General features: G+C 53.9%; 30 protein-coding genes. 17 read left to right on the forward strand and 13 right to left on the reverse strand.

The annotated features are described in order from the left end of the window. Positions 1-66 precede the first annotated feature (66 nt). The 9 genes from AC2FH0_RS03065 (at position 67) to AC2FH0_RS03105 (ending at position 3,192) form a co-directional block, all read left to right on the forward strand. Complete coding sequence (locus AC2FH0_RS03065) at positions 67-204, forward strand: hypothetical protein (protein ID WP_496700327.1); 138 nt, start codon at positions 67-69, stop codon at positions 202-204. A 6-nt stretch (positions 205-210) separates the two neighbouring features. Further along, the gene (locus tag AC2FH0_RS03070) at positions 211-723 is read left to right on the forward strand and encodes a hypothetical protein (RefSeq protein ID WP_496700326.1); all 513 of its coding nucleotides are present in this window, start codon (positions 211-213) and stop codon (positions 721-723) included. A 451-nt stretch (positions 724-1,174) separates the two neighbouring features. Continuing rightward, positions 1,175-1,363, forward strand: a complete 189-nt coding sequence (locus tag AC2FH0_RS03075; protein ID WP_496700325.1) for a hypothetical protein — start codon at positions 1,175-1,177, stop codon at positions 1,361-1,363. A gap of 233 nt (positions 1,364-1,596) precedes the next feature. Continuing rightward, on the forward strand, positions 1,597-1,812 hold the full coding sequence (locus AC2FH0_RS03080; protein WP_496700324.1) for a hypothetical protein: 216 nt from the start codon (positions 1,597-1,599) through the stop codon (positions 1,810-1,812). A 10-nt stretch (positions 1,813-1,822) separates the two neighbouring features. Then, the gene (locus AC2FH0_RS03085) at positions 1,823-2,101 is read left to right on the forward strand and encodes a hypothetical protein (protein WP_496700323.1); all 279 of its coding nucleotides are present in this window, start codon (positions 1,823-1,825) and stop codon (positions 2,099-2,101) included. 23 nt (positions 2,102-2,124) lie between these two features. Next, entirely contained in the window at positions 2,125-2,289 is a 165-nt protein-coding gene (locus AC2FH0_RS03090; RefSeq protein ID WP_496700322.1) for a hypothetical protein, read from the forward strand. Between the two features lie 24 nt (positions 2,290-2,313). Then, complete coding sequence (locus AC2FH0_RS03095; protein ID WP_496700321.1) at positions 2,314-2,553, forward strand: hypothetical protein; 240 nt, start codon at positions 2,314-2,316, stop codon at positions 2,551-2,553. Between the two features lie 9 nt (positions 2,554-2,562). Then, on the forward strand, positions 2,563-2,964 hold the full coding sequence (locus tag AC2FH0_RS03100; protein ID WP_496700320.1) for a thermonuclease family protein: 402 nt from the start codon (positions 2,563-2,565) through the stop codon (positions 2,962-2,964). Between the two features lie 9 nt (positions 2,965-2,973). Beyond that, entirely contained in the window at positions 2,974-3,192 is a 219-nt protein-coding gene (locus AC2FH0_RS03105) for a hypothetical protein (protein WP_496700319.1), read from the forward strand. A gap of 634 nt (positions 3,193-3,826) precedes the next feature. On the opposite strand, the gene AC2FH0_RS03110 is transcribed toward AC2FH0_RS03105, so the two are convergent. From AC2FH0_RS03110 to AC2FH0_RS03120, 3 genes are all read right to left on the reverse strand, one after another. Then, positions 3,827-4,570, reverse strand: coding sequence for a hypothetical protein (locus AC2FH0_RS03110; protein WP_496774785.1), 744 nt, complete (start codon positions 4,568-4,570; stop codon positions 3,827-3,829). 236 nt (positions 4,571-4,806) lie between these two features. Beyond that, positions 4,807-5,697: a serine hydrolase domain-containing protein gene (locus AC2FH0_RS03115; protein WP_010443740.1), complete on the reverse strand. Its 891-nt coding sequence runs from the start codon at positions 5,695-5,697 to the stop codon at positions 4,807-4,809. 78 nt (positions 5,698-5,775) lie between these two features. Continuing rightward, on the reverse strand, positions 5,776-6,255 hold the full coding sequence (locus AC2FH0_RS03120; RefSeq protein ID WP_496688766.1) for a hypothetical protein: 480 nt from the start codon (positions 6,253-6,255) through the stop codon (positions 5,776-5,778). Positions 6,256-6,688: 433 nt separating this feature from the next. On the opposite strand from AC2FH0_RS03120, the gene AC2FH0_RS03125 reads away from it, so the two are divergent. After that, on the forward strand, positions 6,689-7,177 hold the full coding sequence (locus tag AC2FH0_RS03125) for a hypothetical protein (protein WP_496788560.1): 489 nt from the start codon (positions 6,689-6,691) through the stop codon (positions 7,175-7,177). A 154-nt stretch (positions 7,178-7,331) separates the two neighbouring features. Beyond that, positions 7,332-7,652, forward strand: a complete 321-nt coding sequence (locus tag AC2FH0_RS03130; RefSeq protein WP_496788561.1) for a hypothetical protein — start codon at positions 7,332-7,334, stop codon at positions 7,650-7,652. 289 nt (positions 7,653-7,941) lie between these two features. Here the strand turns inward: AC2FH0_RS03130 and mepK are convergent, their stop codons facing one another. Continuing rightward, positions 7,942-8,511: a peptidoglycan L,D-endopeptidase MepK gene (mepK, locus tag AC2FH0_RS03135; RefSeq protein ID WP_142633747.1), complete on the reverse strand. Its 570-nt coding sequence runs from the start codon at positions 8,509-8,511 to the stop codon at positions 7,942-7,944. 355 nt (positions 8,512-8,866) lie between these two features. Here mepK and AC2FH0_RS03140 point away from each other — a divergent pair, with 355 nt between their 5' ends. From AC2FH0_RS03140 to AC2FH0_RS03155, 4 genes are read left to right on the forward strand one after another with little or no spacing between them, the layout of a single operon-like run. Next, complete coding sequence (locus tag AC2FH0_RS03140; RefSeq protein WP_496701048.1) at positions 8,867-10,471, forward strand: L,D-transpeptidase family protein; 1,605 nt, start codon at positions 8,867-8,869, stop codon at positions 10,469-10,471. A gap of 36 nt (positions 10,472-10,507) precedes the next feature. Further along, positions 10,508-11,599, forward strand: coding sequence for a UDP-3-O-(3-hydroxymyristoyl)glucosamine N-acyltransferase (gene lpxD / locus AC2FH0_RS03145; protein ID WP_496691225.1), 1,092 nt, complete (start codon positions 10,508-10,510; stop codon positions 11,597-11,599). Positions 11,600-11,631: 32 nt separating this feature from the next. Continuing rightward, positions 11,632-11,889, forward strand: a complete 258-nt coding sequence (locus AC2FH0_RS03150) for an acyl carrier protein (RefSeq protein ID WP_142633752.1) — start codon at positions 11,632-11,634, stop codon at positions 11,887-11,889. A gap of 9 nt (positions 11,890-11,898) precedes the next feature. Next, positions 11,899-13,107 carry a beta-ketoacyl-[acyl-carrier-protein] synthase family protein gene (locus tag AC2FH0_RS03155; RefSeq protein WP_496708460.1) on the forward strand — a complete coding sequence of 403 codons (1,209 nt, stop codon included), beginning with the start codon at positions 11,899-11,901 and terminating at the stop codon, positions 13,105-13,107. A gap of 41 nt (positions 13,108-13,148) precedes the next feature. On the opposite strand, the gene AC2FH0_RS03160 is transcribed toward AC2FH0_RS03155, so the two are convergent. Beyond that, positions 13,149-13,766, reverse strand: coding sequence for an invasion associated locus B family protein (locus AC2FH0_RS03160; protein ID WP_142633757.1), 618 nt, complete (start codon positions 13,764-13,766; stop codon positions 13,149-13,151). Between the two features lie 433 nt (positions 13,767-14,199). Here AC2FH0_RS03160 and AC2FH0_RS03165 point away from each other — a divergent pair, with 433 nt between their 5' ends. Then, positions 14,200-15,741 carry a helicase HerA-like domain-containing protein gene (locus AC2FH0_RS03165; protein ID WP_496788562.1) on the forward strand — a complete coding sequence of 514 codons (1,542 nt, stop codon included), beginning with the start codon at positions 14,200-14,202 and terminating at the stop codon, positions 15,739-15,741. A 36-nt stretch (positions 15,742-15,777) separates the two neighbouring features. Here AC2FH0_RS03165 and AC2FH0_RS03170 read toward each other — a convergent pair whose 3' ends face one another. The 7 genes from AC2FH0_RS03170 to AC2FH0_RS03200 form a co-directional block, all read right to left on the reverse strand. After that, the gene (locus AC2FH0_RS03170) at positions 15,778-16,029 is read right to left on the reverse strand and encodes a hypothetical protein (RefSeq protein ID WP_142633761.1); all 252 of its coding nucleotides are present in this window, start codon (positions 16,027-16,029) and stop codon (positions 15,778-15,780) included. 176 nt (positions 16,030-16,205) lie between these two features. Continuing rightward, positions 16,206-17,519, reverse strand: coding sequence for a branched-chain amino acid ABC transporter permease (locus AC2FH0_RS03175; RefSeq protein WP_496704583.1), 1,314 nt, complete (start codon positions 17,517-17,519; stop codon positions 16,206-16,208). Beyond that, positions 17,516-18,526 carry a branched-chain amino acid ABC transporter permease gene (locus AC2FH0_RS03180; RefSeq protein WP_282021241.1) on the reverse strand — a complete coding sequence of 337 codons (1,011 nt, stop codon included), beginning with the start codon at positions 18,524-18,526 and terminating at the stop codon, positions 17,516-17,518. The genes AC2FH0_RS03175 and AC2FH0_RS03180 overlap by 4 nt, the downstream gene beginning before the upstream one ends. Next, positions 18,526-18,912, reverse strand: coding sequence for a hypothetical protein (locus AC2FH0_RS03185; protein WP_496788563.1), 387 nt, complete (start codon positions 18,910-18,912; stop codon positions 18,526-18,528). The genes AC2FH0_RS03180 and AC2FH0_RS03185 overlap by 1 nt, the downstream gene beginning before the upstream one ends. 2 nt (positions 18,913-18,914) lie before the next feature. Continuing rightward, positions 18,915-19,745, reverse strand: a complete 831-nt coding sequence (locus AC2FH0_RS03190; RefSeq protein WP_271947146.1) for an ABC transporter ATP-binding protein — start codon at positions 19,743-19,745, stop codon at positions 18,915-18,917. Next, on the reverse strand, positions 19,742-20,530 hold the full coding sequence (locus tag AC2FH0_RS03195; RefSeq protein ID WP_496788564.1) for an ABC transporter ATP-binding protein: 789 nt from the start codon (positions 20,528-20,530) through the stop codon (positions 19,742-19,744). Before AC2FH0_RS03195 ends, AC2FH0_RS03190 begins: the two co-directional genes overlap by 4 nt. A gap of 130 nt (positions 20,531-20,660) precedes the next feature. After that, on the reverse strand, positions 20,661-21,842 hold the full coding sequence (locus tag AC2FH0_RS03200) for an ABC transporter substrate-binding protein (protein WP_142633772.1): 1,182 nt from the start codon (positions 21,840-21,842) through the stop codon (positions 20,661-20,663). Between the two features lie 153 nt (positions 21,843-21,995). On the opposite strand from AC2FH0_RS03200, the gene AC2FH0_RS03205 reads away from it, so the two are divergent. Next, positions 21,996-23,093 carry a PQQ-dependent sugar dehydrogenase gene (locus AC2FH0_RS03205; RefSeq protein WP_496708456.1) on the forward strand — a complete coding sequence of 366 codons (1,098 nt, stop codon included), beginning with the start codon at positions 21,996-21,998 and terminating at the stop codon, positions 23,091-23,093. Here the strand turns inward: AC2FH0_RS03205 and AC2FH0_RS03210 are convergent. Beyond that, positions 23,090-24,094, reverse strand: a complete 1,005-nt coding sequence (locus AC2FH0_RS03210) for a GlxA family transcriptional regulator (RefSeq protein ID WP_496691228.1) — start codon at positions 24,092-24,094, stop codon at positions 23,090-23,092. The genes AC2FH0_RS03205 and AC2FH0_RS03210 overlap by 4 nt on opposite strands. Positions 24,095-24,238: the final 144 nt, after the last annotated feature.

The raw sequence follows: 24,238 nt of genomic DNA on the forward strand, positions 1-24,238 counted from the left end.
GGACTCTACAACGCAGGCGCATTCTACATTGTTGGTCGAACCGCTGGTTGCGTTATGATCAAGGGTATGACAGCCGGTGCACTGATGGCCGAGGCCAACGCCGCCGATCCTGACGCCAAGCCGGTGAAGAACACCGAAAGCGTTCGTCGGTGGCTAAGGGCGGGGGCTAAGGGCTTGGAGTATTCGATTGGCGAGCAGGAGTAATTTCGTTTGTGTTGGATTGCAGAAGGCATTGCGTGGGTTAACAGCTTAGAAGGTTTTTGGGCTGATTTGGTCAAGTCATTGCTGTCAATTTTTGTGGGTGTGTGGATATCAATTCGGGTTGCTCTGAGGAAATTCGTTACCGAAAAATGGTGGGAACGCCGCGCAGACGTCTATGAGGATGTCATCACTGCCACCTATCATGCATTTCGAAAAGTCGATGAAACGCTTCACGCTGAAACTGTTGGACACACCATCTCAGAGGACTTGCAGCGCGAATTGGAGCAGATGAGTAAGCGAGCCCATGAGAAAATTGTAGAGGCGAAAACCATTGGCTCTCTCAAGCTTTCAAGTGATTTCTTGGACAGGTTACACCAGCTTGACAGGGATCTTGAGGAGGCGGGCAACATTCCCGGTGAGACATTTAGTTGGAACGTACGCCTCGCGGAATCACATGACGCTTACAGAAAATGCCTGGATGATTTGAAGACTATCGCCAGAAAAGATTTGAAGATTGTGTAGACGACGAATTGGAGAACCGAAGTGGACGATTGCCAGTATTTTGAGGTCTTTAGAAAGACCATTCAGCGTAAGCCAATTAGTGCTAACCGTCAACGACGCGCGCCGCAACACATTAGGGCGCCGTGGTGCAGCCACCCGAATTCGCCGGTGGACCGCGATATCGCCTTGTCGGCGGGCGGCGGCAGTGCATTGAAATGCGAGGGTGACTTGGATAAGTGCCCCTTAATTGAAGCCGGAAACTTTTTCGTAGACGACAAATAGGAGCCCGGCTTGAGGACCTTTATCCAGTACTTAACGGGGTACGACTACGCAAAGCCCGACGAAAGACGGGAAGTAAACAAGTTGTTCCGGTCTCTTGGATTAGCTGTTCTGTGCCTGATCATATTGATCGTTTTCAAAGATCAGTTTCTGTACCTTGCGAGATTTGAGTATTAACAAATAGGAGCGGCGCATGGGCAAGAATACCAGCAAGGCTGAACGAGTCGCGGCAGTCAAAAAACTAGAAGAAAAATGGCTTTCTCCAGGGGACCTCAAGCTTGTTCGGAAGGGTAAGAAGCCAAAGAAAAAGAAGCCACTTAACAACTCAGCGCCAGGTCAAACTGCAACGTTTGTTCAAGGCGGGAAAGTAAGTCCACGATAAGGAGTGCTTGTGGCCAAGAGTTTCGAACATACCAACCCGAGGGCCCGCAAGCCGGATGAGTTCAGGGGTACGTGGAAAGGGCGGAACTACCGCCGTGGTATATTCAGGGTCTTGGCCGTGAACTTGCTGATTTTCTGCGCGATCCTTGGTTGTGCAATCTATGTTGTTCACCTCAAGGATGAGGCGAGACAGAACCCTAGAGTTTGGACACTGGGTTTACAATAGGAATTTCGATGACCGACGAACTCAAATTTCCGATCAATTTCTTGCGGAACAATGACGTTTTGACGAAGGATGGTGAATTCATCGGAACATGGGATACCGATGAGACCGACGCCTTTTACGAGTTCACGCCGGATGGTGCCTCCGAGCCGCTGTTCAGTGATCCGTTCATGGGCTCACTTGCTGAATCGATCCTGGAGTGGCTCGATTCAGATAGTTCACAATAGGGAGAGAGCATTGAGCAATTCTGGATTTTCACTGAGCGAAGGCGCAAAAAACTTAGTTCTTAGCCGCTCGGACGAAATATTGAAACGAGCGCGTGAACTAATGCAGCGCCATGGCATAAACCCCATTGAGCCGAAGAATGGATTTTCTTTAGATGATTTCGATACAGCGATGGAGGTCATCACCTCTTTGGAAGAAGGTACAGAGGTAGAAGTAACTGAAGAAAACGCTGCGGCAGTTGAAAACTGCCTAACGACTTTGGTTGCCGTTTGCGTATCGGACGTCGATTAGAGTTTCACAATAAGGAGCGGAGAATGACCGAAGAACAGAAGCGTATCTTGGAAATCTATGACGATGTTGAGGACAGGATGCCTGACAAGAGCTTGCTGATGCTTGTGGAATTCACCGCAAACGAAGCAGAAGTCGATTCTGGTGACGTTTGGGTTGCGCTTGAAGCCCGCAGTGGAGCGCAAAACTGAAGTACACAGTATGGAGCATGGCAGATGCCAAAATTACAGATCGATGAGGTTGCGATTGTTGAGTTGGACGCCCAGCAGGCAGCGACCTTGAAGCGTCAATTTGCCAATGCAACGAGGACTTGGGTAAATCGGATCGTGCTAGAACTCAAAGAGCCAGCGGTGGATGTTTCAGGTACGATGGAAGCGCCCAAAGAGTTGTCCTACGAAAACGGCATTGCCACCATTGAAGTGCGCTGGGAATCGATAACCGGTAGTTCACAATAGGGAGGCGCCATGAAGCACCTACTAGCCATCGCCGCCCTTGTTCTCGCCACCGCTGCCCAAGCGGGCGGCACCTATGTTCGGGACGCTGACACCATCGTTGTTGACGGAACACCTGTCCGGCTGAACGGCGTCGATGCACCTGAACTCGGCACTCGATCTGGTCAGAACGCGAAACGGTGGATGGTGAACTATCTGCGCGGCAAGTCCATCGCCTGCGACCTGAACGGCGAACGTACTCACGACCGCTGGGTGGGTGTCTGCTATGCTGACGGACAGGACATAGGCGCGGCAGTCATTGCCGCCGGTCATGCTCTGGACTGCGCCCGATATTCGGGTGGGCGGTACAGGCACTTAGAGACGCGCGCGGCCAGGTCACGGCTCAAGCGGGCAGGGTATTGTAGATCACGATAAGGAGAAGGCATGGGTAACTGGAAGGGTTTCAGGCTGTGGTTAGTGGTTGCGGCCAACTTGGGATACGCAGGTTGGTCGGTAAACACGGGTGATGCCCTGAGTGCAGCTGTTTTTTCTGCTATTGGAGCGTTCTTGGCAGCTATCCTTTTGTCTCGATGGATTTGGGCCATTAGTGACGAAGAAGCGGAGATGCGTTTCGATAGGCTTTGGAGCAATGTCAACAAATAGGAGCCAAGGCCGAATGACGTATGAAGAGTGCTTTCAATCCACGTTCTTTGATTGGCAAGGCTGGACGATAGCATTCGCTGGCTTACTCGGGTCTCTAGCCTTGGCGAAATACGGAAAAAGGCGTCTCGCATTCGCAGCTGTTTGTACTGGCCTAATAGTAGGTGTTGTGTGGGGGTATTTGTACTACGAGATGAACTGCGTTGAAAAGATCCGCCCGTATGGTTTGAGTTTCGCAGCAATTTTTTGATAGTCCACAATAAGGAGGGCGAGCAAATGGGTCGCTACAGGGGAAAGTGCGTGGATTGTGGTTGGACAGCACATCCCAACGCTAGGGCTATCAATACTAAACGCTGCCCAATGTGCGGAGGGGGAGTTTACATCCCCGATGAAGACCGACCCTTGGTTGTTAAGTTTACCCTGTTTGTGGTTTTGTTTTTGCTACTTATCGCGGCTTGGACTTTCAGTCGATAGTTGCAGTACAGCCTGTAGTTCACAAAAAGGAGTGCCTGATGTCGGCTTGGCGGGACAAAGCCCGCTTTCGCTGCGGCTGCGCCAATGACGGCTATAGGAACCGGCGTTGGTCAAGAACAATCGCGTTCCCAAGCGACAGTGGCGCATGAATTTCGGCCTGCTGTCATAGTTGAAAGTGAATATGATCGTCGTGCCGTGCCGCTCTGCACCCTTGAAACCTAATACGCGGGTGGGCGACACGCAGCGACTGAACAAGGTGCGGTTCTATGAAGGTTTTTCCGACGCGTTCGTCGTTTGATAGAATTCGCAAGACTGTAGCTGTGCGTGCTCCATCGAGCTCATAATCGCGCCAAAGTGGTTGAATAAGACCAAAGTCCCATCTGAGAGTTGGCCATCTTGGGGTGCAATCGGTCGGGCCGGGTTCGAACGCAAAATACCCTATCGGTGATCGAGTTGCACCGGGCAGATAACCTGTTTCGTCGCGGTAAAATAACGCAAGATCAACCTTGTCGCCATCGTCATGAGATAGATGCGGCAGCAAAGGAAACCCATTGAGAAATGGGAAATTAGCGTCGAGCACCAGCGTTTCTGTGCCGGGATACTGTCGATCCAGTTCTTCGGCGGCCTCAATAAGTACGTCTCTCAGTTCCGGGGCCACGTAGTTACGATTGAGCGCACAATACATCCAGCTTTGCACCTGAAGCGAGCCGTTATCGAAGCAATTCAATGCTACTCGGCCAAAGTTCGGTGCAATCCAGATCGCCGCTGTCGTCAAAGCTGCGTAGGCCAGAAGGAACGAGATTATTCTATTGCGGAAGAGAAGCGCGATTAGCCACGCTAGCCCTCCAATTTGGGTAAAAATGGTGAGAAACAGAACTACACAAAAATTGGCAATGAAACGCAGCATGCGACGAATATGCCACCTCGCTCAAGTCACAACAACCGCATGAAAAACCCGCGACACTAATCCCTTGCCAAGGCCCCCTTTTTCTTACTCACGATTTTCGCGCCATTCTGACCGAGCGGACGTTCGTGCGCAACGCAGCATCCGGTACATTGGGCTCAGACCGGTCATCCGACATTTTCAGTAGGACATTGAGCCGGTTCTGAGGGTTTCAAGGTCTGCTATGCGGGACGAAGCAGTCATTGATCTTCGGCTAGCCTCTCCGCTGCAAACTCGGCAACACCCTCAGCGGTCCCATCTGTAAACGAGGCCACAGTGATTGGATCAGTAACGTCAGGAAAATGATAGACTGCGTTTACGCTAAACGGTCCACCACCGGAATGCCCTACCGCCTTACCCACACTATTCAAAGCACCAGACATCAGGCCAAGAGCATATCCACATTCTGTCCATGGACGGTTGGGAATAGCACCGCCAAGGATTTTTGCATCTAACATTTGGCGCATGGTAACTGGCTGCAACAGATGACCAGACATAAGCGCGTGCAGTAGCCGCGCGGCATCTGGCGCGTTTCCGATCAAACACCCATGGTAGACCCATTTTGGGTCGTAGTCAGTCGCGGCCTCCCAATGTACCCTCCGAAATTGTTCGCATGTTTCTGCAAGCACAATACTGTTCAGGCCCAACGGCTTGCACACCATATCGGCAATAACCTCACGAAGCGGCGTCTCCAGCGTCGCTTCGATTAGCTCGACTACAAACATGTAGCCTATGTTGGAATAAGACCAACCTTGTACCGGCTCAAACAACATTCCTTTTGCAAGCGCCACATCAAGTAGTTTGTTGCGTGTCCAAGGTGTTTCCTTGGCCGCAACGGCTGAGTGATATTCAGAAAACTGCCCGTAATCTGGGAGACCAGAGGTGTGCTTTAGAAGTTGGCGAAGGGTGTAACGTTCGCCCTTCAGCGTGGCGTCCAGGTCGAGTTTCCCGCGTTCAACTAGTTTCAAAGCACAGATTGAAATTACAGTTTTGGTGAAGCTCCAATAGGGAAAGCAGGCCTCAACCGAACCAGAGAATCCTTCTCGGCCAGAGGCTGTTATCCAATAAGAGTGAACTGTTTGAACGGTCATTTTGCATATGTCTGGCATTGCTTTGCCGGTGTCAATTTGGGCTCTCAGCGGACATTCGAGAGTTCACAAATAGGAGGCCTAGTGGAAGCCAAAAACCTTTGTTAAAGCCGCAACAGCGGTCGCCAAGAAAATAAGTAGCCAGAGCCTACTTGGCCGATAGTCTGTCGAGAAGTACCGAACTCTTCTTTGGCTTGCTGCAAATCGCTCTTGCTCCCAACCACCTGCTTTTGGACCGATAACAGGTTCGATATTCGCTCGGATGTATTCACTGATACTTTCTATGAAAACGCGATGCAGAAAGGTTCTACGCAGCGAGAATAGCGAGACAAAAGGTGGCGCAAACCATACCCATGTTTCGAACTCGTTGCTAATCAGGAAGCTATCGCTGAAAATCAATCCGTAGATGACCACTAGCGCTGCGAAGGCCCCTCGTTCGAGACGAAAGTTTCTTTCAGTGTCTGCCTCGATTGAAGCCCTTAGCGCTTTGTACTCTTCGAGAAGGTAGTTTGCTTCGCGGTCACTCAACGAAGCCTCTGCCTCAGACTTTTCAACATCCAATATATTCCCCCCCAATCGCAATCCAAAATTCCCAACGCGACTTCGTTATTGAAAATACCAACTGCTATGTCTAGCAAACTTGAAACAAATCCGAAAATCTTAGCACCAGTTGCCTGTGCAAAGCCCGTAGCACGCCTTCAACCACAAAAGGCTCACCAGATCGCGGCCAGTATGAGTGCCAGAAGAAGGAGACATAGTTCATCGTATTTGCGATCTCCAATAGTGATAGCGTAGTCTTAGATTGGATCGCGTGACACTTCGAGACCGGACATTCAATCCCTCCGCAGAATTTGTCAGAAAGGGCTCTCAGCAGACATTCGAGAGTCAACAATAAGGAGCGCCTGATGTCGGCTCTGCGGACGAAACGGACATTGAGGTCATGTCAAGTTTTGAATAGCTTTGAGTAACTGGCGACCTAAAGGAGGAATCTGCATTGCGCGAAGCAATCACAATCTCGCTTTTGCTCCCGCTGCTCGGTTGTACCTCACCATCATCTGAAAACGATGTCGCTGAAACATTCTTTCCGTTTGACGACAGACCAACGGAACAGGTCACGTTGCAGCACGATATTCAGATTGTGAAGGGATCCGTTTTTCACTTCGAGCAAGACGGTTCTAGAGTTATTCATCATTTCGCTCCAGTCGCCACTACTTTAGACAGCAATACCTATGTTGTTTCAGTATCTTCTGTTCTGGACATCGCTGACTTTATGAGTGTCGATTTCGATGCGGAAAGCGATGTTCGCGCCGTGATAGCCGCAGCGCAAGCCTATTGCGAACAAACGGGCTATATACGCCAAGGTAGTGACGCCATCATTTGGGTCGGTGAAAAATCATCATCTCTTGTTGAATTCTGTATTCCGAAAGGCATTGAGTTACCCCCCTTCTACAAAGCAGGTGATCGTGTACCAAGAGGGCAATAAGTAACAGACCGTTGCTTTATTGAGCCAAAATCTAGCAATTCGGTGCGATACTCCCGACTAACTATGGGCTCTCAGCAGACATTCGAGAGTTCACAATTAAGAGCGGCAAAAATCGGTTTGGATAAGTTGAAAATGTTCTCTACATGTTCTCATCATGCCCGCCGCGAATCCGCCGATACGAGAACACCCAGCAAAGCCGTCTCGAAAGATGGTCGACGCGGCCCGCGCTCATCAGTTAATCACGCTGCGCTGTAACCTCTGCCACAAGCGGATGAACTACCTGGCTTCTGATCTGGTTGAGATAGTGGGGCCGGAGTGGCCGCTGAATCACGCACCTTTTCCCTGCCATAAGCACGGGCGCGAATATCTCGACGTCAAGGTCTGGTCGCCAACGGCTGAGGATCTTGGCCGCGTGGCAATCAGGCGACCGGCCCGGGTTATCCAGACTTGGAAGACTGTGATGTTGGGGGATTGAAAAGATCGAAACAGTTTCCAAAGTCCCTTGTAAGCTATTGATACTTGGTGGCCACCACCAAACTTGGTTTCCAATGCAGGCCTTTGAAAAACAACAATATGCGCATACCTCTCAGGTGCGCCACTTCTTGAATATTTGGGCTCGTATTGAAAATCACCTGCAACAGCCGGTTTGCGCAGGGTTTATGAGGCTGCCTGAGTAGAATAGGCACCTCCACAATGGCAGATAAATCTGCTCATTCAAACGGTTACGTGAGTGACAAAGTTCTCTTGACGACGGGCGGGGCGGATCAACCGCCCCAGCTTCTTACTACACCGCAATCCATATGCACGAAGTTCGAGCGGTGGTATTTGCCAACACCACCAGCACGGCAAGACATCGCCGCTTTGGCCATTTGCGAGACCGAACGAGATGACAGGCGGAGGTCGGCTGCCTGGCCTTTCATGTGCAACGAATTCTTGGCAACACGGCGCGACCGTGACCGCAGCATCGCGTTGGTCTGCGGCGAGCGATAGCCCGACAGCAGCATATAGGGTTCGTTGACATCCAACAGATTATGCGACGCCGCCATGATGTCGATCGTGCGGAGGTCCATATCTTTGGCCTGGTCGGTGCGCCAATCGCGCATGAAGTGGTTCACTTCTTTGACCGCGTCTTTGATGTATTTACCGTCAACCCAATAGATCATATCGATCCGCTCGCCAGTGCGTCCGGAATACATGCGAATACGGCGAATATCACCACCGCCACGAAGGAATCCTGCTGCATTGGAGTAGGTTGGAGTTGCTACAACTGCTGTAGCTGCGAATGCGCCCAATAAAGCACGCCGGGTCAAACCCGAGGAACTGCTCGTCGTCATTTTGTGTTTCGTCCCGTACTGTTCCTGCCTGCACACGATGTTACGCGCGCTGTATTAATTTATTCCCATCCCAGATGAGGGATTTATGACACACTCGTGAAGGGCGGCCAAGAAGTCTTTCAAATTCATCTTTTCAAGGGGGAATTTTCGGCAGTTTTTTGCGCAGGTGGTGCAAAATGGCAAAGATCCAACGTCTTAGGCCGTCGCCGAAATCTGTCCGATGCAAACAAGCATCACGCTTGGGTATAAGCACGAAATTGATGCATTTGTGAATAGACAATGGGTTTCAAGCAAAACCATAATTGTTCGGCATTGCCTGAAACGGCGTATTATATTGAAAATTCAAGGGCTCCAAATGTTCTCTGTTCTTCGTGCAAGCACCGGTATTGCTTTGGCCGCATGTTTTCTAACGTCTTCGGCGATGGCGAACACTGAGGCCAAGCCTGACACCGCATTCCAGATGGCGGTTGCCGAATTTGCACCTTCCGGGTCTGAGATTGCCGATTTCTACCGTGAAAGAGGATTCGTGCCTGTTTGGGTTGGCGACACGGCTGCACATGCTGAACGTCGTCAACGGTTGATTGAGGGGCTTTCTGCGGTCGAATTACACGGGCTACCCGCGAACGCCTATGATGCGCAGGGCTTGGTTGACCGACTTCAATCAGCAAAATCAGCGCGTGAGCTTGGGGCCGTCGAGGTCGAGTTGACACGCGTTTTTGCAGCCTATGCTCAGGACATGAGGACAGGCCTTTTACGACCATCCGATATAGACGATGGATTAGTCAGGAAGGTCGAGCCGACCTCGACAGCAGGGCATCTGCGTGGACTGACGACCTCGGAGGATGCAGCCTATTTCGATCAGTTGGCGCCAAGCTCGACCCAGTACCGGGCTTTGATGAAGCAGAAACTTGCGCTGGAAGAATTGGTTCGCCAAGGCGGTTGGGGAACTACTGTTCCACAAGCAAAGCTAGAGCTGGGAGATACGGGACCCGCCGTAATAGCGATGCGTAACAGATTGGTTGAAATGGGTTTTATGAACCCAACAGCCAGCCCTGTTTTTGACGATGCCTTGCTGGCAGGTGTTCAACGGTTTCAAATCGCACATGGTCTTGCCGCAGATGGCGTCGCGGGTCCGGGCACAATTACTGAATTGAACCGCACTGCTTCGGATCGTCTGAAGGCCGTCTATGTCGCGCTGGAGCGTGAGCGCTGGTTGCCGCGCGAGCGCGGTGAACGCCACATTCTGGTCAATCAGGCTGATTTCTCAGCCAAGATTGTTGATGACGGCTTTATTACCTTTGAAACCCGCGCTGTGATCGGCAAGAACACCCATGATCGTCGGAGCCCCGAGTTTTCCGACAAGATGGAACATATGGTCATTAACCCCAGCTGGTATGTCCCACGCTCGATCATCACCAAGGAATACCTGCCGCAGCTGCAGTCCAACCCAAATGCCGTTGGGCATATTCAGATTACCGATCGCAGTGGTCGCCAGGTCAATCGCGGGGCAGTAGATTTCACTCAGTTCACCGCAAGCAACTTTCCTTTTGCGATGCGCCAACCGCCCAGCAAAAGCAATGCCCTGGGGCTGGTGAAGTTCATGTTCCCCAACAAGCACAACATCTATCTGCATGATACACCGCAGAAAAGTTTGTTTGCTCGGGAATCTCGTGCCTTCTCGCATGGTTGTATCAGATTGGCTCAGCCTTTCGAATTCGCTTACGCACTGTTGGCGAAGCAAGAAGAAAACCCAAAGGCATTTTTCCATCGGATTCTCGCGACTGGAAAAGAGACCACTGTGAAACTTGAGCAGCATGTTCCTGTCCACTTGATTTACCGCACTGCCTTTATTGGCCCGAAAGGTGAGGTACAGTACCGACGCGACGTCTATGGCCGTGATCAGAAAATCTGGAATGCTCTGCAGAAAGCAGGGGTGGCCCTGCCGGACGTTCAGGGGTAATCACCGGGGGCAGGTCCTAGTTCCGGGAAGCCCCACATGAAATATACAGTTCAACAAATCGCAGATGCCCTTGACGCTGAGTTCCAGGGCGATGCCAGCTTGGTCGTACATGCTGCTGCTGAACCGTCGGATGCAACTGCTACTGATCTGGCGATGGCGATGTCGCCAAAATATGCCGAGGATCTGGGATCGGGTTCGGCGCAGGTCGCCATCCTTTGGGAAGGTGCTGACTGGCAGGCGTTGGGGCTTAAGGCAGCAATATTCGTTCGACGACCGCGCATGGCGATGGCCGGGATCACCTCCATGCTGGATAAAGGGCAGGGCTTTGGGTCCGGGGTTCACCCTTCGGCAGTCATCGACCCAACTGCGGATGTGGCAGATGGGGTCTCAATCGGCCCTCTCGCAGTCATTGGTGCACGGGCCCGGGTCGGCAGAGGGGCGAATATCGGACCGCATTGCGTCATAGGCATGGATGCTGTGTTGGGCGAAGACGCCGTTCTGCGCGAAATGGTCAGCATTGGTGCCCGGGTGCAGATCGGGGATCGTTTTATCGCGCAACCAGGGGCAAGGATCGGTAGCGACGGGTTCAGTTTTGTTACGCCCGAAGTATCGGGGGTAGAGAACGCGCGCAAGACCTTGGGGGATGCAGGAGACGCCAGCGCGCAAAGCTGGCTGCGCATTCATTCGCTTGGTTCTGTGGAAATTGGCGACGATGTCGAGATCGGTGCGAATTGCACGATCGATAACGGGACCATTCGTAATACTCGCATCGGGAATGGCACAAAACTGGATAATCAGGTCCATATCGGCCACAACACGCGCGTTGGTAATGACTGTCTGCTGTGTGGTCAGTCTGGTATTTCCGGTTCGGTTGAGCTTGGCAATAACGTGGTTCTGGGTGGGCAATCAGGCGTCTCGGACAATATTTTCGTTGGCGACCGGGTGATTGTCGGCGGTGGTACCAAAATCCTGTCAAACGTACCTGCCGGTCGTGTGTTGATGGGCTACCCGGCTGTGAAGATGGAAACCTTTACTGATGTCTATAAGGCGCAGCGCAGATTGCCGCGGATGCTTCGTGACGTGGAGGCGTTGAAAAAGGCTGTTTCCAAACAGCCTCCGAGCGATTAAATCACATTCAACGTGATAATCAGAGGATCGATATGAGCATCACCGACCGCGTCATTGCCATCATTGCCGAACAAGCCGTGTTGGAGCCTTCGGATGTGACGCCCGAAAGTACGCTCGAAGATCTGGGGATCGACAGCCTGGGGCTGGTCGAGAGTATCTTTGCCATCGAAGAAGAGTTCGACATTACCGTTCCGTTCAATGCCAATGAACCAACGGCCAGTGACTTTGACATCTCAAATGTCGCCGCGATCATTGCTGGGATCGAAAAGCTTGTGGCAGAAAAGGTCTGACCCAAGCAAATGAAACGGGTAGTAATAACCGGGGCAGGCACGATCAATTCGCTTGGTCATTCAGTTCCAGATACGCTTGAGGCGATGCGGGAAGGCCGTTGTGGCATTTCGGAACTTGAATTTCGAGACGTCGACAGGTTGGCGATCAAGATCGGTGGGCAGGTCCGGGGGTTCGAAGCCGAGGGTCGGTTCAACCGCCAACAGATGACTCTGTATGACAGGTTTACACAGTTTACCCTGACCGCGGCCAAAGAGGCCATAGATCAGTCCGGGATCGAATTCCACGGTGAGTTGGCTGCACGATCTGGCGTGGTTCTGGGAACAGCAGGTGGTGGCGTTTCGACCTGGGACGACAATTACCGTTCAGTCTATGAGGACGGGAAGAACAGGGTTCATCCATTTGTTGTTCCTAAACTTATGAACAACGCGGCGGCAAGCCACGTATCGATGGAACATAACCTCAAAGGTCCCAGCTTTACCGTATCGACTGCTTGTGCCTCATCGAACCATGCGATGGCGCAAGCCTTTCAGATGGTGCGCAGCGGGGCGGCCCCTGCGATGATCACCGGCGGCTCAGAATCCATGTTGTGCTTTGGTGGCGTCAAGGCCTGGGAAGGGCTGCGGGTGATGTCCAAGGATGCCTGTCGTCCCTTTAGCGCCAACCGAAACGGTATGGTGCAAGGAGAGGGAGCGGGCATCTTCGTGTTCGAGGAATACGAACACGCGAAGGCGCGTAGGGCAGAAATTTTGTGCGAAGTTGTTGGTTTCGCGATGACCTCGGATGCATCAGACATTGTGATGCCCAGCAAGCAGGGCGCAGCCCGTGCGATGTCAGGGGCGTTGTCTGATGCTGGCCTGAATGCCAATCAGGTGGGTTATATCAACGCCCATGGCACAGGTACTGCGGCCAATGACAAAACGGAATGTGCCGCTGTAGCTGGCGTTTTCGGCCCGCATGCGGACGAACTTTTGATCTCATCCACCAAGTCGATGCATGGTCACTTGATTGGCGGAACCGGCGCGGTAGAGCTTTTGGCCTGTATCATGGCCCTGCGAGATGGGGTGATTGCACCGACGATTGGCTACGAAGAACCAGATCCGGAATGTGCTTTGGACGTTGTGCCCAACGAGGCACGCGATGCGAAAGTCGAGGTTGCGCTAAGCAACGCTTTCGCTTTCGGAGGTCTGAACGCAGTACTTGCCTTGAAGCGGGTTTGAGAAAGCCGCTGGGTTAAACGGCTTTCTCGAAAATGTAGTCTTCAGTTGGTTGCGACATCAACAATGTCGTAACCTGCAGTAAACCCGGACAAAGATAGGTCAAGTTCGATCACCTGATCCGGCGCGGGCGCTGGAACGATGGTCAAAGTCGCCTTGCTACCCTGCTTCATTGCGTCGATATCCCCTTGGGTCAGGCCGATTTGGGCAACACAGCCAACAGGGTTACAAAACGAATAGTTGTAGCGTTTGGCAGGCGCCCCGTCGATTGAGAGGGTCAGCTGCGCTTGCAACAGGGTTTCAAGCGGAACCAAGATATTTGCTCCGGCTACAGCCGAACCGCCTTCGGGTAGGCGGAACATGGAAAACTCAGCCATAGGCACATCTTGCGGGCCATTTATGACTTGCAGCAGCGAACACAGATCTTTGCCCGCGTTCATCTTCAAACAGTTCAGGCTCCAGTCGCCGAATTTTTCTTTGTCATAGCGCTGTCCGACCTTGACGGTTTCATCGACCGGCTGCCCCAGGTCGAGACCATTGTCCACCTGCTCGGTCGTAGGGGATTCGGTGGCAGGTTCTGTCGTGTCGGTGGTCTCTTGCGCCAGGGCGGCGCCGTTGAAAAGAAAAGCTGCCGCAACAAGCTTTATCGGTGTCCTGAACATAATTGCCTCGTGATTGTTGATGTGGCTTTTCGCCGGGTCTAGCACCACTGGCGCGCAGTGTCAGGCATTATGCAGCGTAAAAAGACAGAAGTGATCGGAATCTCGCCTGAGGCCCCGTGGGCAACACGTGTGGCCAAGATAAAAGGGAGCCGGTGGAGCGGCTCCCTTTCATGAATTTTTCTCCCCGTCGGACCGGCCGACTTAATTATGAGCAGACGTTACGAGAGGGCGGCGCGGTGGTCAACTGCTAACCTGAAAATTTAATTATGAAGCTATGGTGGAAAAAGGGCCACGCGTGAACGCGCGGCCAGTCGACAGGGAGGAAGTTTGTTGACCGCGCAATTCTCATACACGAACAACCAGAAAACTATCGCAGCCAAAGGTTAACTTTGTATGCTGGGCGGAGATCGGTAGGAAACAGGGCCTTAAGCATATGAGTGAGAACATATTTCTTGGCGGTGGTGGCGCAGATTACAGCCAACCGCAGACGTTGTCGTTGAAATACGCCAACCGCCACGGCCTGATTGCCGGTGCGACCGGTACTGGCAAGACCGTGACGCTTCAGATCCTGGCCGAGGGGTTTTCCAAGGCCGGGGTGCCGGTGTTTCTGTCTGACGTCAAAGGTGATCTGTCTGGTTTGGCGTTGGCGGGCAGTGAAAGTCACAAGCTACATGGGGCATTTCAGAAGCGTGCCGAAACCATCGGATTCACGGATTACGAATATGCCGCTTGCCCGGTCACTTTCTGGGATCTGTTCGGTCAGCAAGGCCATCCGGTTCGAACCACAGTATCCGAGATGGGACCTTTGTTGTTGTCCAGGCTGATGGACCTGAGCGAAGCACAAGAAGGCATTGTAAACATTGCATTTCGGGTTGCCGATGAAGAAGGTATGCCCCTGTTGGATATGAAAGATCTGCAAGCCCTGTTGGTCTGGATTGGAGAGAACAGAGCAAATCTTTCGCTGCGCTATGGGAATGTCTCAACCGCCTCGATCGGTGCCATCCAGCGACGGTTATTGGTTCTTGAAAATCAAGGGGGCACCAATCTGTTTGGCGAACCTGCCCTGGAACTGGCCGATCTTATGCGCACCGATGCCAACGGGAATGGCATGGTGAACATCCTGGCCTCTGACAAGCTGATGGGATCACCTCGTCTGTATGCGACGTTCTTGTTATGGCTGCTGAGCGAACTGTTTGAAGAGTTGCCCGAAGTCGGCGATCCGGACAAACCCAAGCTGGTATTTTTCTTTGACGAAGCGCATCTGTTGTTCGAAGACGCGCCCAAAGTGCTTGTGGACAAGGTCGAGCAGGTCGCCCGCCTTATCCGATCAAAGGGCGTAGGGGTCTATTTCATCTCGCAAAACCCGGCAGACATCCCAGAAGACATTCTGGGTCAGTTGGGTAACCGGGTACAGCATTCTTTGCGAGCCTTCACCGCCCGAGACAGGAAAAACCTTCGCCTTGCGGCTGAAACCTACCGCGAGAATCCAACCTTTGATACTGAGGCCGCCATCCGTGAGGTTGGCGTGGGCGAGGCGGTTACATCCATGCTGCAAAAGAAAGGGGTTCCGGGCATCGTCGAACGCACTTTGATCCGTCCCCCTGGGTCACAGTTGGGGCCGATTACCGCTGCCGAACGGCAAACGGTAATGAATGTGTCTCCGATGAAAGGCAAATACGAAACCCGCATAGATCGCAGATCAGCCTTTGAGATGCTCCAGGCGCGGACTGATGCCGCAGCACAGGCCGCAGCCGAGGCAGAAGAACAGCTTGAGTCTCAATCGATTGCAGAACGCGAATTTGCCACGGCTCGCCGATACTCAGGTAGCAAAGTATCGCGGTCTTCTTCGCGGATCGTGCGAAAGAAGGACACCTTTGCCACCGCCATGAGCGAGGCCGTCATAAAAGAGCTTAAGGGAACAACCGGGCGCAGGATCGTCCGAGGCATTCTGGGCGGGTTATTTCGTAATCGTTGAATGGCGGGCCGGGCTGATTGCCCGGCCACACAACGGTCACTTCAGGCGGCGTTGGCCTTCTTGTCTGCAATATGCATCAGCCTCGGGGACGGACATTTTTGTTGCCGGAAAGTCGATTGCCCGGTCCCAGTCCACGCGGTTCTGCCGGTAGAGCTGGCATGTTACCACGCCCTTGGGGGTCTGGACCTTGACCGGAGTGGTTTCCAGATCTTTTGGTGACGGAATACATGCGGTCAAAGAGGCAAGAACCGGCAGCAGAATGAGTGTCTTTGTAAGAGTGGTTTTCATCGGTGTTTTCTATTCCCTGCGGGCAAATGGTAGTAGTCTGCACAAAGGCAAATATTTGGTGAACACGACTGTGAAACTTGTCAGGCCGATGAGTTGCTCTAGTAAGTTCCTCACTCAAAAGCAAGAAACCGCACCAATTTCTTGACGCGGTTCCATATATTGGAGGTTCTGTGGCCCTATTTCTCGGGGATCAGCCCTCTTGGACTGAATCTAAGAACAATCAGCAGAATCAACCCCATCGTGAACAGTCGCATATGGGCCGCGCTGTCGATCAGATGCGTCTTGAGCGCACTGCCATCGGGCATTCCGGACGTGATCAGGTTCATAATCCACAACCCAATCGGTTCGACCTGGACCCACAGGAACCAGATGAGGAATGCGCCCAGCACAGCACCAAAGTTATTGCCCGATCCGCCCACGATCACCATGACCCAGACCAGAAATGTAAAGCGCAGAGGGTTGTAGGTACCCGGCGTCAACTGCCCGTCCAGCGTTGTCATCATCGCGCCCGCGATACCGCAGATGGCAGAGCCCAGAACGAAGATTTGCAAATGGCGGCGGGTGACATCTTTACCCATCGCCTCGGCTGCAACCTCGTTGTCACGGATGGCGCGCATCATGCGGCCCCAGGGGCTGCGCAGCGCCATCTGGGCCATCCACAGCAGGATCAGAAGAACAACCATGAACAGCAGGGAATAGCCCAGCTTGACCGACAGGGTCGAGGCGATGACAGGGTCCAGCCCAAACCAATCGGCACGGGCAATGAAGGATGGATCCTGCTGCAGCTCAACCTCATAGCCGACCACGGGCGAGGGGCGTGGGATGCCGTAGACATTCTTGACACCTCGGGCCAGCCAGTCCTCGTTTTTCATGATTGCGATGATGATTTCGGCAATCCCAAGCGTCGCAATCGCCAGATAGTCCGAGCGCAGGCCAAGGGCTGTTTTGCCGATCAACCAAGCAGCACCGGCGGCCAACACACCGCCCGCGGGCCAGGCCAGCAGAACCGGCAGATTCAACCCGCCAAGGTTGCCCGCAACGGCTGGGTCAATGGCTTCGACACCAGCAACGCTGGGGTCAAACACCGCACGGTAAATGAAAAACCCGGCGATCAGAATGGCTACGATGGCAATCGTCTGTACACGGCCCCTCGGCATTTTTGTTGCCACCAGAACCGCCGCAACGACGGTCGCAGCCCCCAACAGCAACGCAAGGACGATCCCGTATCCTCCGGATGACCACGCGCCGGGTGTCGGCGGGGTTGAGACCAGCACAACTGCCAGCCCGCCCAGCGCAACAAAGCCCATAACACCAACGTTAAACAGGCCCGCAAAGCCCCATTGCAAGTTCACCCCAAGCGCCATGATGGCCGAGATCAACCCCATGTTCAGGATCAGGATTGCCGAATTCCAGCTTTGCGTGAATCCGGTCAACAGGATCAGGCCGCCAACAACCACGAAAAGCAGCGTATTTTTGACAGTCTCGGTCATACTGCTTTCCCCTTAAACAGACCTGTGGGCTTAAACAGAAGCACGATAAGCAAGATAACAAAGCTGACCGCGAATTTGTAATCGGTGGATAGGAATTGGACCAACCCCGAGGGCTCCAGATGTTCCGGTGCCAGATAGGTCAGCACCTTTTTCCACGCATAGGTGATCGTCACCTCGGAAAACGCGATGATGAACCCGCCCGCGATAGCGCCCAGCGGGTTGCCGAGGCCGCCGACGATGGCTGAAGCGAAGATTGGCAGCAGAAGCTGGAAATAGACAAAGGGCTTAAAGCTCTTGTCCAACCCGTAAAGCACACCCGCAGTCGTCGCCAGCGCCGCGACAAGGATCCAAGTGATCATCACCACACGTTCAGGGTTGATGCCAGACAGCAGCGCCAGATCCTCGTTATCCGAATACGCGCGCATCGACTTGCCGGTGCGGGTTTTGTTCAAAAACCAGAACAAAAGTGCCACGGCGACTACGGCCACAACCACGGTGATGCCCTGAGAGGTCTTGATCGCCAACCCCTCACGCAGCCCGGTCATTGCCTTGAATTCCCGCGCTGAAACGATGAACCGCTCACCGTCCGAGAACCTTTGATCATCCGGCCCGATTATGAACCGCACCAGCCCGTTCATGATGAACATCACGCCCATCGAGACGATCACCAGAATGACCGGTTTGGCCTTTTGTTCCCGGTAGAAACGGTAAACCAGCCGATCCGTGATCAGAACCAGAACGATACAGCCCAGAATGGCAAAGGGCAGGGCCAGCAGAGCAGTCGGTAACGGCCCGAAACTGACCCCGGCGGCCTGCAGGCCCCATGTGACCAGCACGGCGATCATCGCGCCAAAGGCCATCGTGTCGCCATGGGCAAAGTTCGAGAACCGCAGGATGCCATAAATCAGCGTCACCCCCAACGCGCCCAGCGCCAACTGGCTGCCATAGGCGATTGCGGGAACAAGAACGAAGTTGGAGAGCGCCACAAGAGCGTTGAGGAAGTCCATTAGTTTGCTCCTCCAAATGTCGAGCACTTTCCGTGCCATTGGGAGTTTACAAACTCGCCTGCTATCGCCGTGTGCCGAGAATGAACGGCAGTTCCGTTCTTAAGAACCGACGTCGATTGCACAATGCCGAATCCTGCTGGTTCTACGAAAGAATAAGCCAGATCACCTGCCAAGGTAATAACCTGAACTAGGTTTGCATTACCCTGCACATAAGCTTGGCCCTGCTCATCCAAAAAGAAAGTTAGGTCCATCTTCTTTTCTTCGCATCCATAGTCACGAGTGCACTCGACATCGAAATTGCACACAAACGAAGTTGCTTGCGCCGACAAAACCTGCGGCGTCAGCAAAAACAAAGTGAGCAACGTCGCAGCATATGGTTGTCGCATCCTCACCCCCCCAAGAAACTCTTACGAACCTCTGGATCGGCCAGCAGTTCCTTGCCCGTGCCGGTATAGGCATTCCGCCCCTGAACCAGCACATATCCCTTGTCGGCGATCTCCAACGCCTGACGAGCGTTCTGCTCAACCATCAGGATCGGCAACCCGGTGCGCGAGACCTCGATGATCCGGTCGAACAGCTCATCCATCACGATGGGTGAGACACCAGCGGTTGGCTCGTCCAACATCAGCACTTTGGGCTGGGTCATCAATGCGCGGCCCACGGCGACCTGTTGGCGTTGACCCCCCGACAGCTCTCCGGCGGCTTGATTGCGTTTGTCTCGGAGAATGGGGAAGAGGTCATAAACCTGTTCCATCGTGTCTGAAAAGTCGTCACGACGGATGAACGCGCCCATCTCAAGGTTTTCTTCGACCGTCATCGAAGTGAAGATGTTCGAGGTCTGCGGAACAAAGCCCATCCCCTTGATCACCCGATCCTGGGGCGACAGGTTGGTGATGTCTTCTCCGTCCAGTCGCACAGATCCCGCGCGGACATCCAGCATCCCAAACACGGCCTTCATTGCAGTGGATTTACCGGCGCCGTTGGGGCCAACGATTACAGCGATTTCACCGGCATCGACTGAAATCGTGCAATCATGCAGGATATCCGGGCCCTTGCCATAGCCGCCGGTCATGGTGTCGCCGATCAGGAATGGGCCACCTTCGACGCGGTGCGTCTTTCCGCTTTTGCGATGTGCGGGCGTCATCGTGCCCATGCCTTGGGTGTTGGTGATCGAGGCATCCTTGTTGCCGTGGTCATCCTGATAAGGATTATCGCTCATGCCCCGGCCTCCAGCTTGTCTTTGTTCTTCAGGCCGGTGCCCAGATAGGCTTCGATCACATGCTCATTGGCTTTGATCTCGTCCAGAGTGCCCTGGGCCAGAACCTTGCCCTCGGCCATACAAATGACCGGGTCGCAGATTTTGCCGATGAAATCCATGTCGTGTTCAATGACCACAAACGTATAGCCGCGTTCCTTGTTCAGGCGCAGGATTGTGTCGGCGATGGTCATCAGCAGGGTGCGGTTCACACCCGCGCCGACCTCGTCCAGAAACACGATCTTGGCGTCGACCATCATGGTGCGGCCAAGTTCCAGCAGCTTTTTCTGCCCGCCCGAGACCTGACCGGCCTTGTGATCGGCCAGATGTTCGATGGTCAGAAACTCCAACACCTCATCAGCCTTAGCCATTAACGCGCGCTCTTCATTAGCGATGCGTTTGCGGCCGAACCAGGTGTTCCACAGCGATTCCCCCGATTGCGCGCCGGGCACCATCATCAGGTTCTCGCGACAGCTCATCGAGGAGAACTCATGCGCGATCTGAAAAGTGCGCAGCAGACCTTTGTGAAACAGATCATGCGGTGGCAAGCCGGTTATGTCCTCGCCATCCATGAACACGCGTCCAGAGGTGGGCGAGAGCACACCCGCGATCACGTTGAACAGAGTTGTCTTTCCGGCCCCGTTCGGCCCAATCAGGCCGGTGATCGAACCCTTCTGGATTTCCAGCGATGCCCCATCCACCGCATGAAACCCGCCGAAATGCTTATGCACGTCCTCGACGACGATCATCTTTTCCCCTAGCCGCCGTTTTCGGCGTTCTTGTTTTCACACCCTCATTGAAGAGGTGCGGTCTTTTTTCACTGAAGCAGCCCGGACACAAGGTCCGGGCTGCATATTTTCAGGTCTTCTTAGGCCAAAATCAACGGAAGTTGACGGTCTTGTTTTCGCCGTCGGTGACTTCGATCTCGCGATACGAACCTGCGCTTTCGCCGGGGCCGATCAGCTCAACGCCGGACGCGCCGACATAGTCGATGTCTTGACCTGCGGCCAACAGTTCCAAACCTTTGGCCAGCTCACCCGGATAGATCTTCTCTCCTGGAGCGTTGGCAACATCTAGGATCTTGCTGCCGTAGTCGGCCGGGTTGGTCGAACCAGCGGCCTGCATCGCCAGCATGAACAGCGCTGCGGCGTCATAGCTTTCAGGCGAATAGGGCGACGATCCGTCAAAACCGGCGGCTTCGGCCATGGCAAAGTACTTTTCAGCACCTTCACCACCTGAACCGGCGATCTGACCGAACGAGCCGTTCAGGTCGGGGCCGACATTTGCGGGCAGCGAGTCACCGATCATGCCGCCGGGCAAGCCGAACGTGTCGAATGCACCGCTGTCCAGCGCCGACTGAATGATGCCCAATCCGCCCTGATCGAGATACCCGGCTACAACCAGAATGTCGCCACCGGCCGAGGCCAGCGCGCCAACTTCGGCCGAGTAGTCCGCTTTGCCATCCTCATGCGCTGCCACGATTGTGACTTCGCCGCCCGATGCCTCGAACGAGGACTGGATCGCGTCTGCCAGACCCTTGCCATAGTCGTTGTTGGTGTAGGTCAGTGCGATTGAAGTGATCCCGCGATCATTCAGGATATCTGCCATCACCTGACCTTCACGTGCATCCGACGGGGCGGTGCGGAAGAACAGGCCGTTATCCTCCATGGTCGACAGACCGGGCGAGGTGGCCGAGGGCGAGATCATGACCATCCCGTTCGGGATCGCGACATTCTGCAGGATCGCTCCGGTCACGCCAGAGCAGTCACCGCCAATGATGCCGGCAACGCCGTCGGCAATCATGCGTTCACCGTTCGAGGTGGACAGGCCGTTGTCGATACAGCCGGTATCAGCGCGCGATGCAGTGACGGTAGAGCCATCCAGCAATTTGCCGGATTCGGTGACTTCGGCCATCGCCATCTCGGCGCCTGAACCCATAGCGGGTGCCAGCGATTCAATCGGTCCGGTAAAGCCGAACAGAACACCCAATGTGACGTCTTCGGCCATAGCTGCGCCCGAAAGAAGGGCGGTTGCTGCAGTTGCTGTAAGCAGCTTTTTCATATGGTTACTCCCAGTTGTGAACGTATTCGTTCTGGGCACGACCCTAGGCAAGCTGTTCGAAAAAGAAAAGTCCTAACGCAAACGTGTTTTTGTGGCGCACAGTTCTAGTTGTTCAGATGTGCCCGGCGCGGTGTTTTCGGTAAGGAGAACGAGATGTTTAGACTAGCTTTGATCTTCATCTTATCTGTTGTTTCAGGGTTGGCAGGGGCAGAATCGCTAACTACCAACTCCGGATCGGCGCGTGTGACGGCGATGGTGAAGGGGCTCGATACGCCCTGGGCAGTCGGCATCCTGCCTGACATGTCCTTTCTGGTAACTGAGCGCGACGGTGATCTTCTGTTCGTGTCGGAGGGAAACATAGTTCGCGTCAAAGGCACTCCCAATGTGGTTGCAAAGGGGCAGGGCGGTTTGCTGGACGTAACCGTTGCCAGGGATTTTTCGCAAAGCCGTGAGGTTTTCCTGACCTATTCCAAGCCTCAACCAAAGGGGGCAGGCACTGCACTTGCGATTGCGCGCCTGTCCGAAGACGGATCAAAGCTGACCGATCTGCGCACGATTTTCGAAGCTGAAAATGGTGGGGATTCTGGGCGTCATTTTGGCTCTCGTATTGTCGAGGCAAAGGACGGGACATTACTTGTCACTATCGGCGATCGTGGTGATCGCCCGACCGCACAGGATCAATCGAGTCACAACGGCTCGGTGATCCGTGTGAACCGGGACGGCTCGGTGCCGGCTGATAATCCATTTGTCGGACAACCGGGAATTCAGCCAGAGATATGGTCTTATGGCCACCGGAATCCCCAAGGTGCAGGGCTGGATGCACGGGGGCATCTATGGGTATCGGAACATGGAGCCAAGGGCGGTGATGAAGTGAACCTAATCCGGCCGGGGCGGAACTATGGCTGGCCGGTGATTTCCTATGGCAAGCACTATTCCGGACAAACAATCGGCGAGGGGACGGCGAAACCGGGGATGGTGCAGCCTGAATTCTATTGGGACCCTTCCATCGCCCCATCCGGCCTTTTGATTTATTCAGGCAAGCTTTGGCCCGAATGGAAGGGTGATCTATTCGTCGGGTCGCTCAAATTCGACTACATTGCTCGGCTTGAAGGCACTCCATTGACTGAGGTCGAGCAGATCAAGGGCCCTCAGACGGAACGCGTCCGCGACATTGTCGAGGCACCGGATGGATCAATCTGGTTTATTTCCGTCGGGCAGGGCGCTGTCTTTCGCATGACTCCCAGCGATTAAACAGACAAGCGCCCGCTTTGCGCACCGCGCTCACGATAGGGCGTGGTGTTGTAGTGCGCCCGGTAGCATTTCGAGAAATGGCTAGGCGAGGCAAACCCGCATGCTAGCGCCACGTTGATCACGCTCATGTCGGTCTGCATCAGCAGGTTCCGGGCCTTATGCAGGCGCAGCTCCATATAATAGCGTTTAGGCGACCGGCTGAGGTAACGGCGAAACAGACGCTCTAGCTGCCGCGTGGACATGCCGACCTCTTTGGCCAGAATCGAAGGCGAGATCGGCTCTTCGATGTTTTTCTCCATCATCAGGATGACCTGGCTCAGCTTGGGATGGCGCACCCCAATCCGTGTTGGGGTCGACAAACGCTGTGTGTCCTGATCGGTGCGGATCGAGGAATAGATCAACTGATCGGCCACCGCGTTGGCAAGGTCTTCCCCGAAATCCTCGGCGATGATTTTCAGCATCAGGTCGATAGAGGAAGTGCCACCGGCTGTTGTCATCCGGTTTCCGTCAATCTGGAATACGGATTTGGTCAGCTCGACCTCATCGAATTCTTCGGTGAAACTGTCTGAGTTTTCCCAGTGAATTGTCGCACGCTTGCCATCCAGTAAACCGGCCTTGGCCAAGGTATAAGCTGCCGTACACAGCCCACCAATGCGCAATCCCCGGCGTGCTTCGCGGCGGACCCAGTTCAGAATTTTCTTGGTGGTAGCGGCTTGAACATCGACACCGCCGCAGATCAGCACGACGTCATCGCGCTGCAGCTCGGCTAGATCAGCGTCCAGTTTGAACTCGGTCCCGGCGGAGCATTTGATCGTCTCGCCGCCTTCGCCAGACAGGCTCCAACTGTAAAGCTCTTTGTCGGCCATGCGGTTTGCGATGCGCAGGCTATCCAGCGCGGATGCGAAACACAGCAGCGAGAATTTGTCCAACAGGACAAACACGAAATGACGAGGGCTGGCCGCAGTGGTTTCCACCGTGACAACTTGGCGTTGCTCTTGCATGGCGAGGTGTCCTTGATTCGGCGCCGTTTGACCCTACGTCCGGCGACAGATTTGACCGCCACCATGATCAAAGCTTGTTTGCGACGTCAAGAGGTCCAAATCGTATATGGCCTCTCATCAAACGTTTTTGTATAGAGGCGACTT

The sequence above is a fragment of the Ruegeria sp. CDSC051 genome, assembly GCF_059610665.1.

Coding starts and splice junctions, on each gene's coding strand:
- AC2FH0_RS03065 (WP_496700327.1), top strand. CDS start 67: ATGACAGCCGGTGCACTGATGGCCGAGGCCAACGCCGCCGATCCTGAC.
- AC2FH0_RS03075 (WP_496700325.1), top strand. CDS start 1,175: ATGGGCAAGAATACCAGCAAGGCTGAACGAGTCGCGGCAGTCAAAAAA.
- AC2FH0_RS03080 (WP_496700324.1), top strand. CDS start 1,597: ATGACCGACGAACTCAAATTTCCGATCAATTTCTTGCGGAACAATGAC.
- AC2FH0_RS03090 (WP_496700322.1), top strand. CDS start 2,125: ATGACCGAAGAACAGAAGCGTATCTTGGAAATCTATGACGATGTTGAG.
- AC2FH0_RS03095 (WP_496700321.1), top strand. CDS start 2,314: ATGCCAAAATTACAGATCGATGAGGTTGCGATTGTTGAGTTGGACGCC.
- AC2FH0_RS03100 (WP_496700320.1), top strand. CDS start 2,563: ATGAAGCACCTACTAGCCATCGCCGCCCTTGTTCTCGCCACCGCTGCC.
- AC2FH0_RS03105 (WP_496700319.1), top strand. CDS start 2,974: ATGGGTAACTGGAAGGGTTTCAGGCTGTGGTTAGTGGTTGCGGCCAAC.
- AC2FH0_RS03110 (WP_496774785.1), bottom strand. CDS start 4,570: ATGCTGCGTTTCATTGCCAATTTTTGTGTAGTTCTGTTTCTCACCATT.
- AC2FH0_RS03115 (WP_010443740.1), bottom strand. CDS start 5,697: ATGACCGTTCAAACAGTTCACTCTTATTGGATAACAGCCTCTGGCCGA.
- AC2FH0_RS03130 (WP_496788561.1), top strand. CDS start 7,332: ATGCCCGCCGCGAATCCGCCGATACGAGAACACCCAGCAAAGCCGTCT.
- mepK (WP_142633747.1), bottom strand. CDS start 8,511: ATGACGACGAGCAGTTCCTCGGGTTTGACCCGGCGTGCTTTATTGGGC.
- AC2FH0_RS03140 (WP_496701048.1), top strand. CDS start 8,867: ATGTTCTCTGTTCTTCGTGCAAGCACCGGTATTGCTTTGGCCGCATGT.
- lpxD (WP_496691225.1), top strand. CDS start 10,508: ATGAAATATACAGTTCAACAAATCGCAGATGCCCTTGACGCTGAGTTC.
- AC2FH0_RS03150 (WP_142633752.1), top strand. CDS start 11,632: ATGAGCATCACCGACCGCGTCATTGCCATCATTGCCGAACAAGCCGTG.
- AC2FH0_RS03155 (WP_496708460.1), top strand. CDS start 11,899: ATGAAACGGGTAGTAATAACCGGGGCAGGCACGATCAATTCGCTTGGT.
- AC2FH0_RS03160 (WP_142633757.1), bottom strand. CDS start 13,766: ATGTTCAGGACACCGATAAAGCTTGTTGCGGCAGCTTTTCTTTTCAAC.
- AC2FH0_RS03165 (WP_496788562.1), top strand. CDS start 14,200: ATGAGTGAGAACATATTTCTTGGCGGTGGTGGCGCAGATTACAGCCAA.
- AC2FH0_RS03170 (WP_142633761.1), bottom strand. CDS start 16,029: ATGAAAACCACTCTTACAAAGACACTCATTCTGCTGCCGGTTCTTGCC.
- AC2FH0_RS03175 (WP_496704583.1), bottom strand. CDS start 17,519: ATGACCGAGACTGTCAAAAATACGCTGCTTTTCGTGGTTGTTGGCGGC.
- AC2FH0_RS03180 (WP_282021241.1), bottom strand. CDS start 18,526: ATGGACTTCCTCAACGCTCTTGTGGCGCTCTCCAACTTCGTTCTTGTT.
- AC2FH0_RS03185 (WP_496788563.1), bottom strand. CDS start 18,912: ATGCGACAACCATATGCTGCGACGTTGCTCACTTTGTTTTTGCTGACG.
- AC2FH0_RS03190 (WP_271947146.1), bottom strand. CDS start 19,745: ATGAGCGATAATCCTTATCAGGATGACCACGGCAACAAGGATGCCTCG.
- AC2FH0_RS03195 (WP_496788564.1), bottom strand. CDS start 20,530: ATGATCGTCGTCGAGGACGTGCATAAGCATTTCGGCGGGTTTCATGCG.
- AC2FH0_RS03200 (WP_142633772.1), bottom strand. CDS start 21,842: ATGAAAAAGCTGCTTACAGCAACTGCAGCAACCGCCCTTCTTTCGGGC.
- AC2FH0_RS03205 (WP_496708456.1), top strand. CDS start 21,996: ATGTTTAGACTAGCTTTGATCTTCATCTTATCTGTTGTTTCAGGGTTG.
- AC2FH0_RS03210 (WP_496691228.1), bottom strand. CDS start 24,094: ATGCAAGAGCAACGCCAAGTTGTCACGGTGGAAACCACTGCGGCCAGC.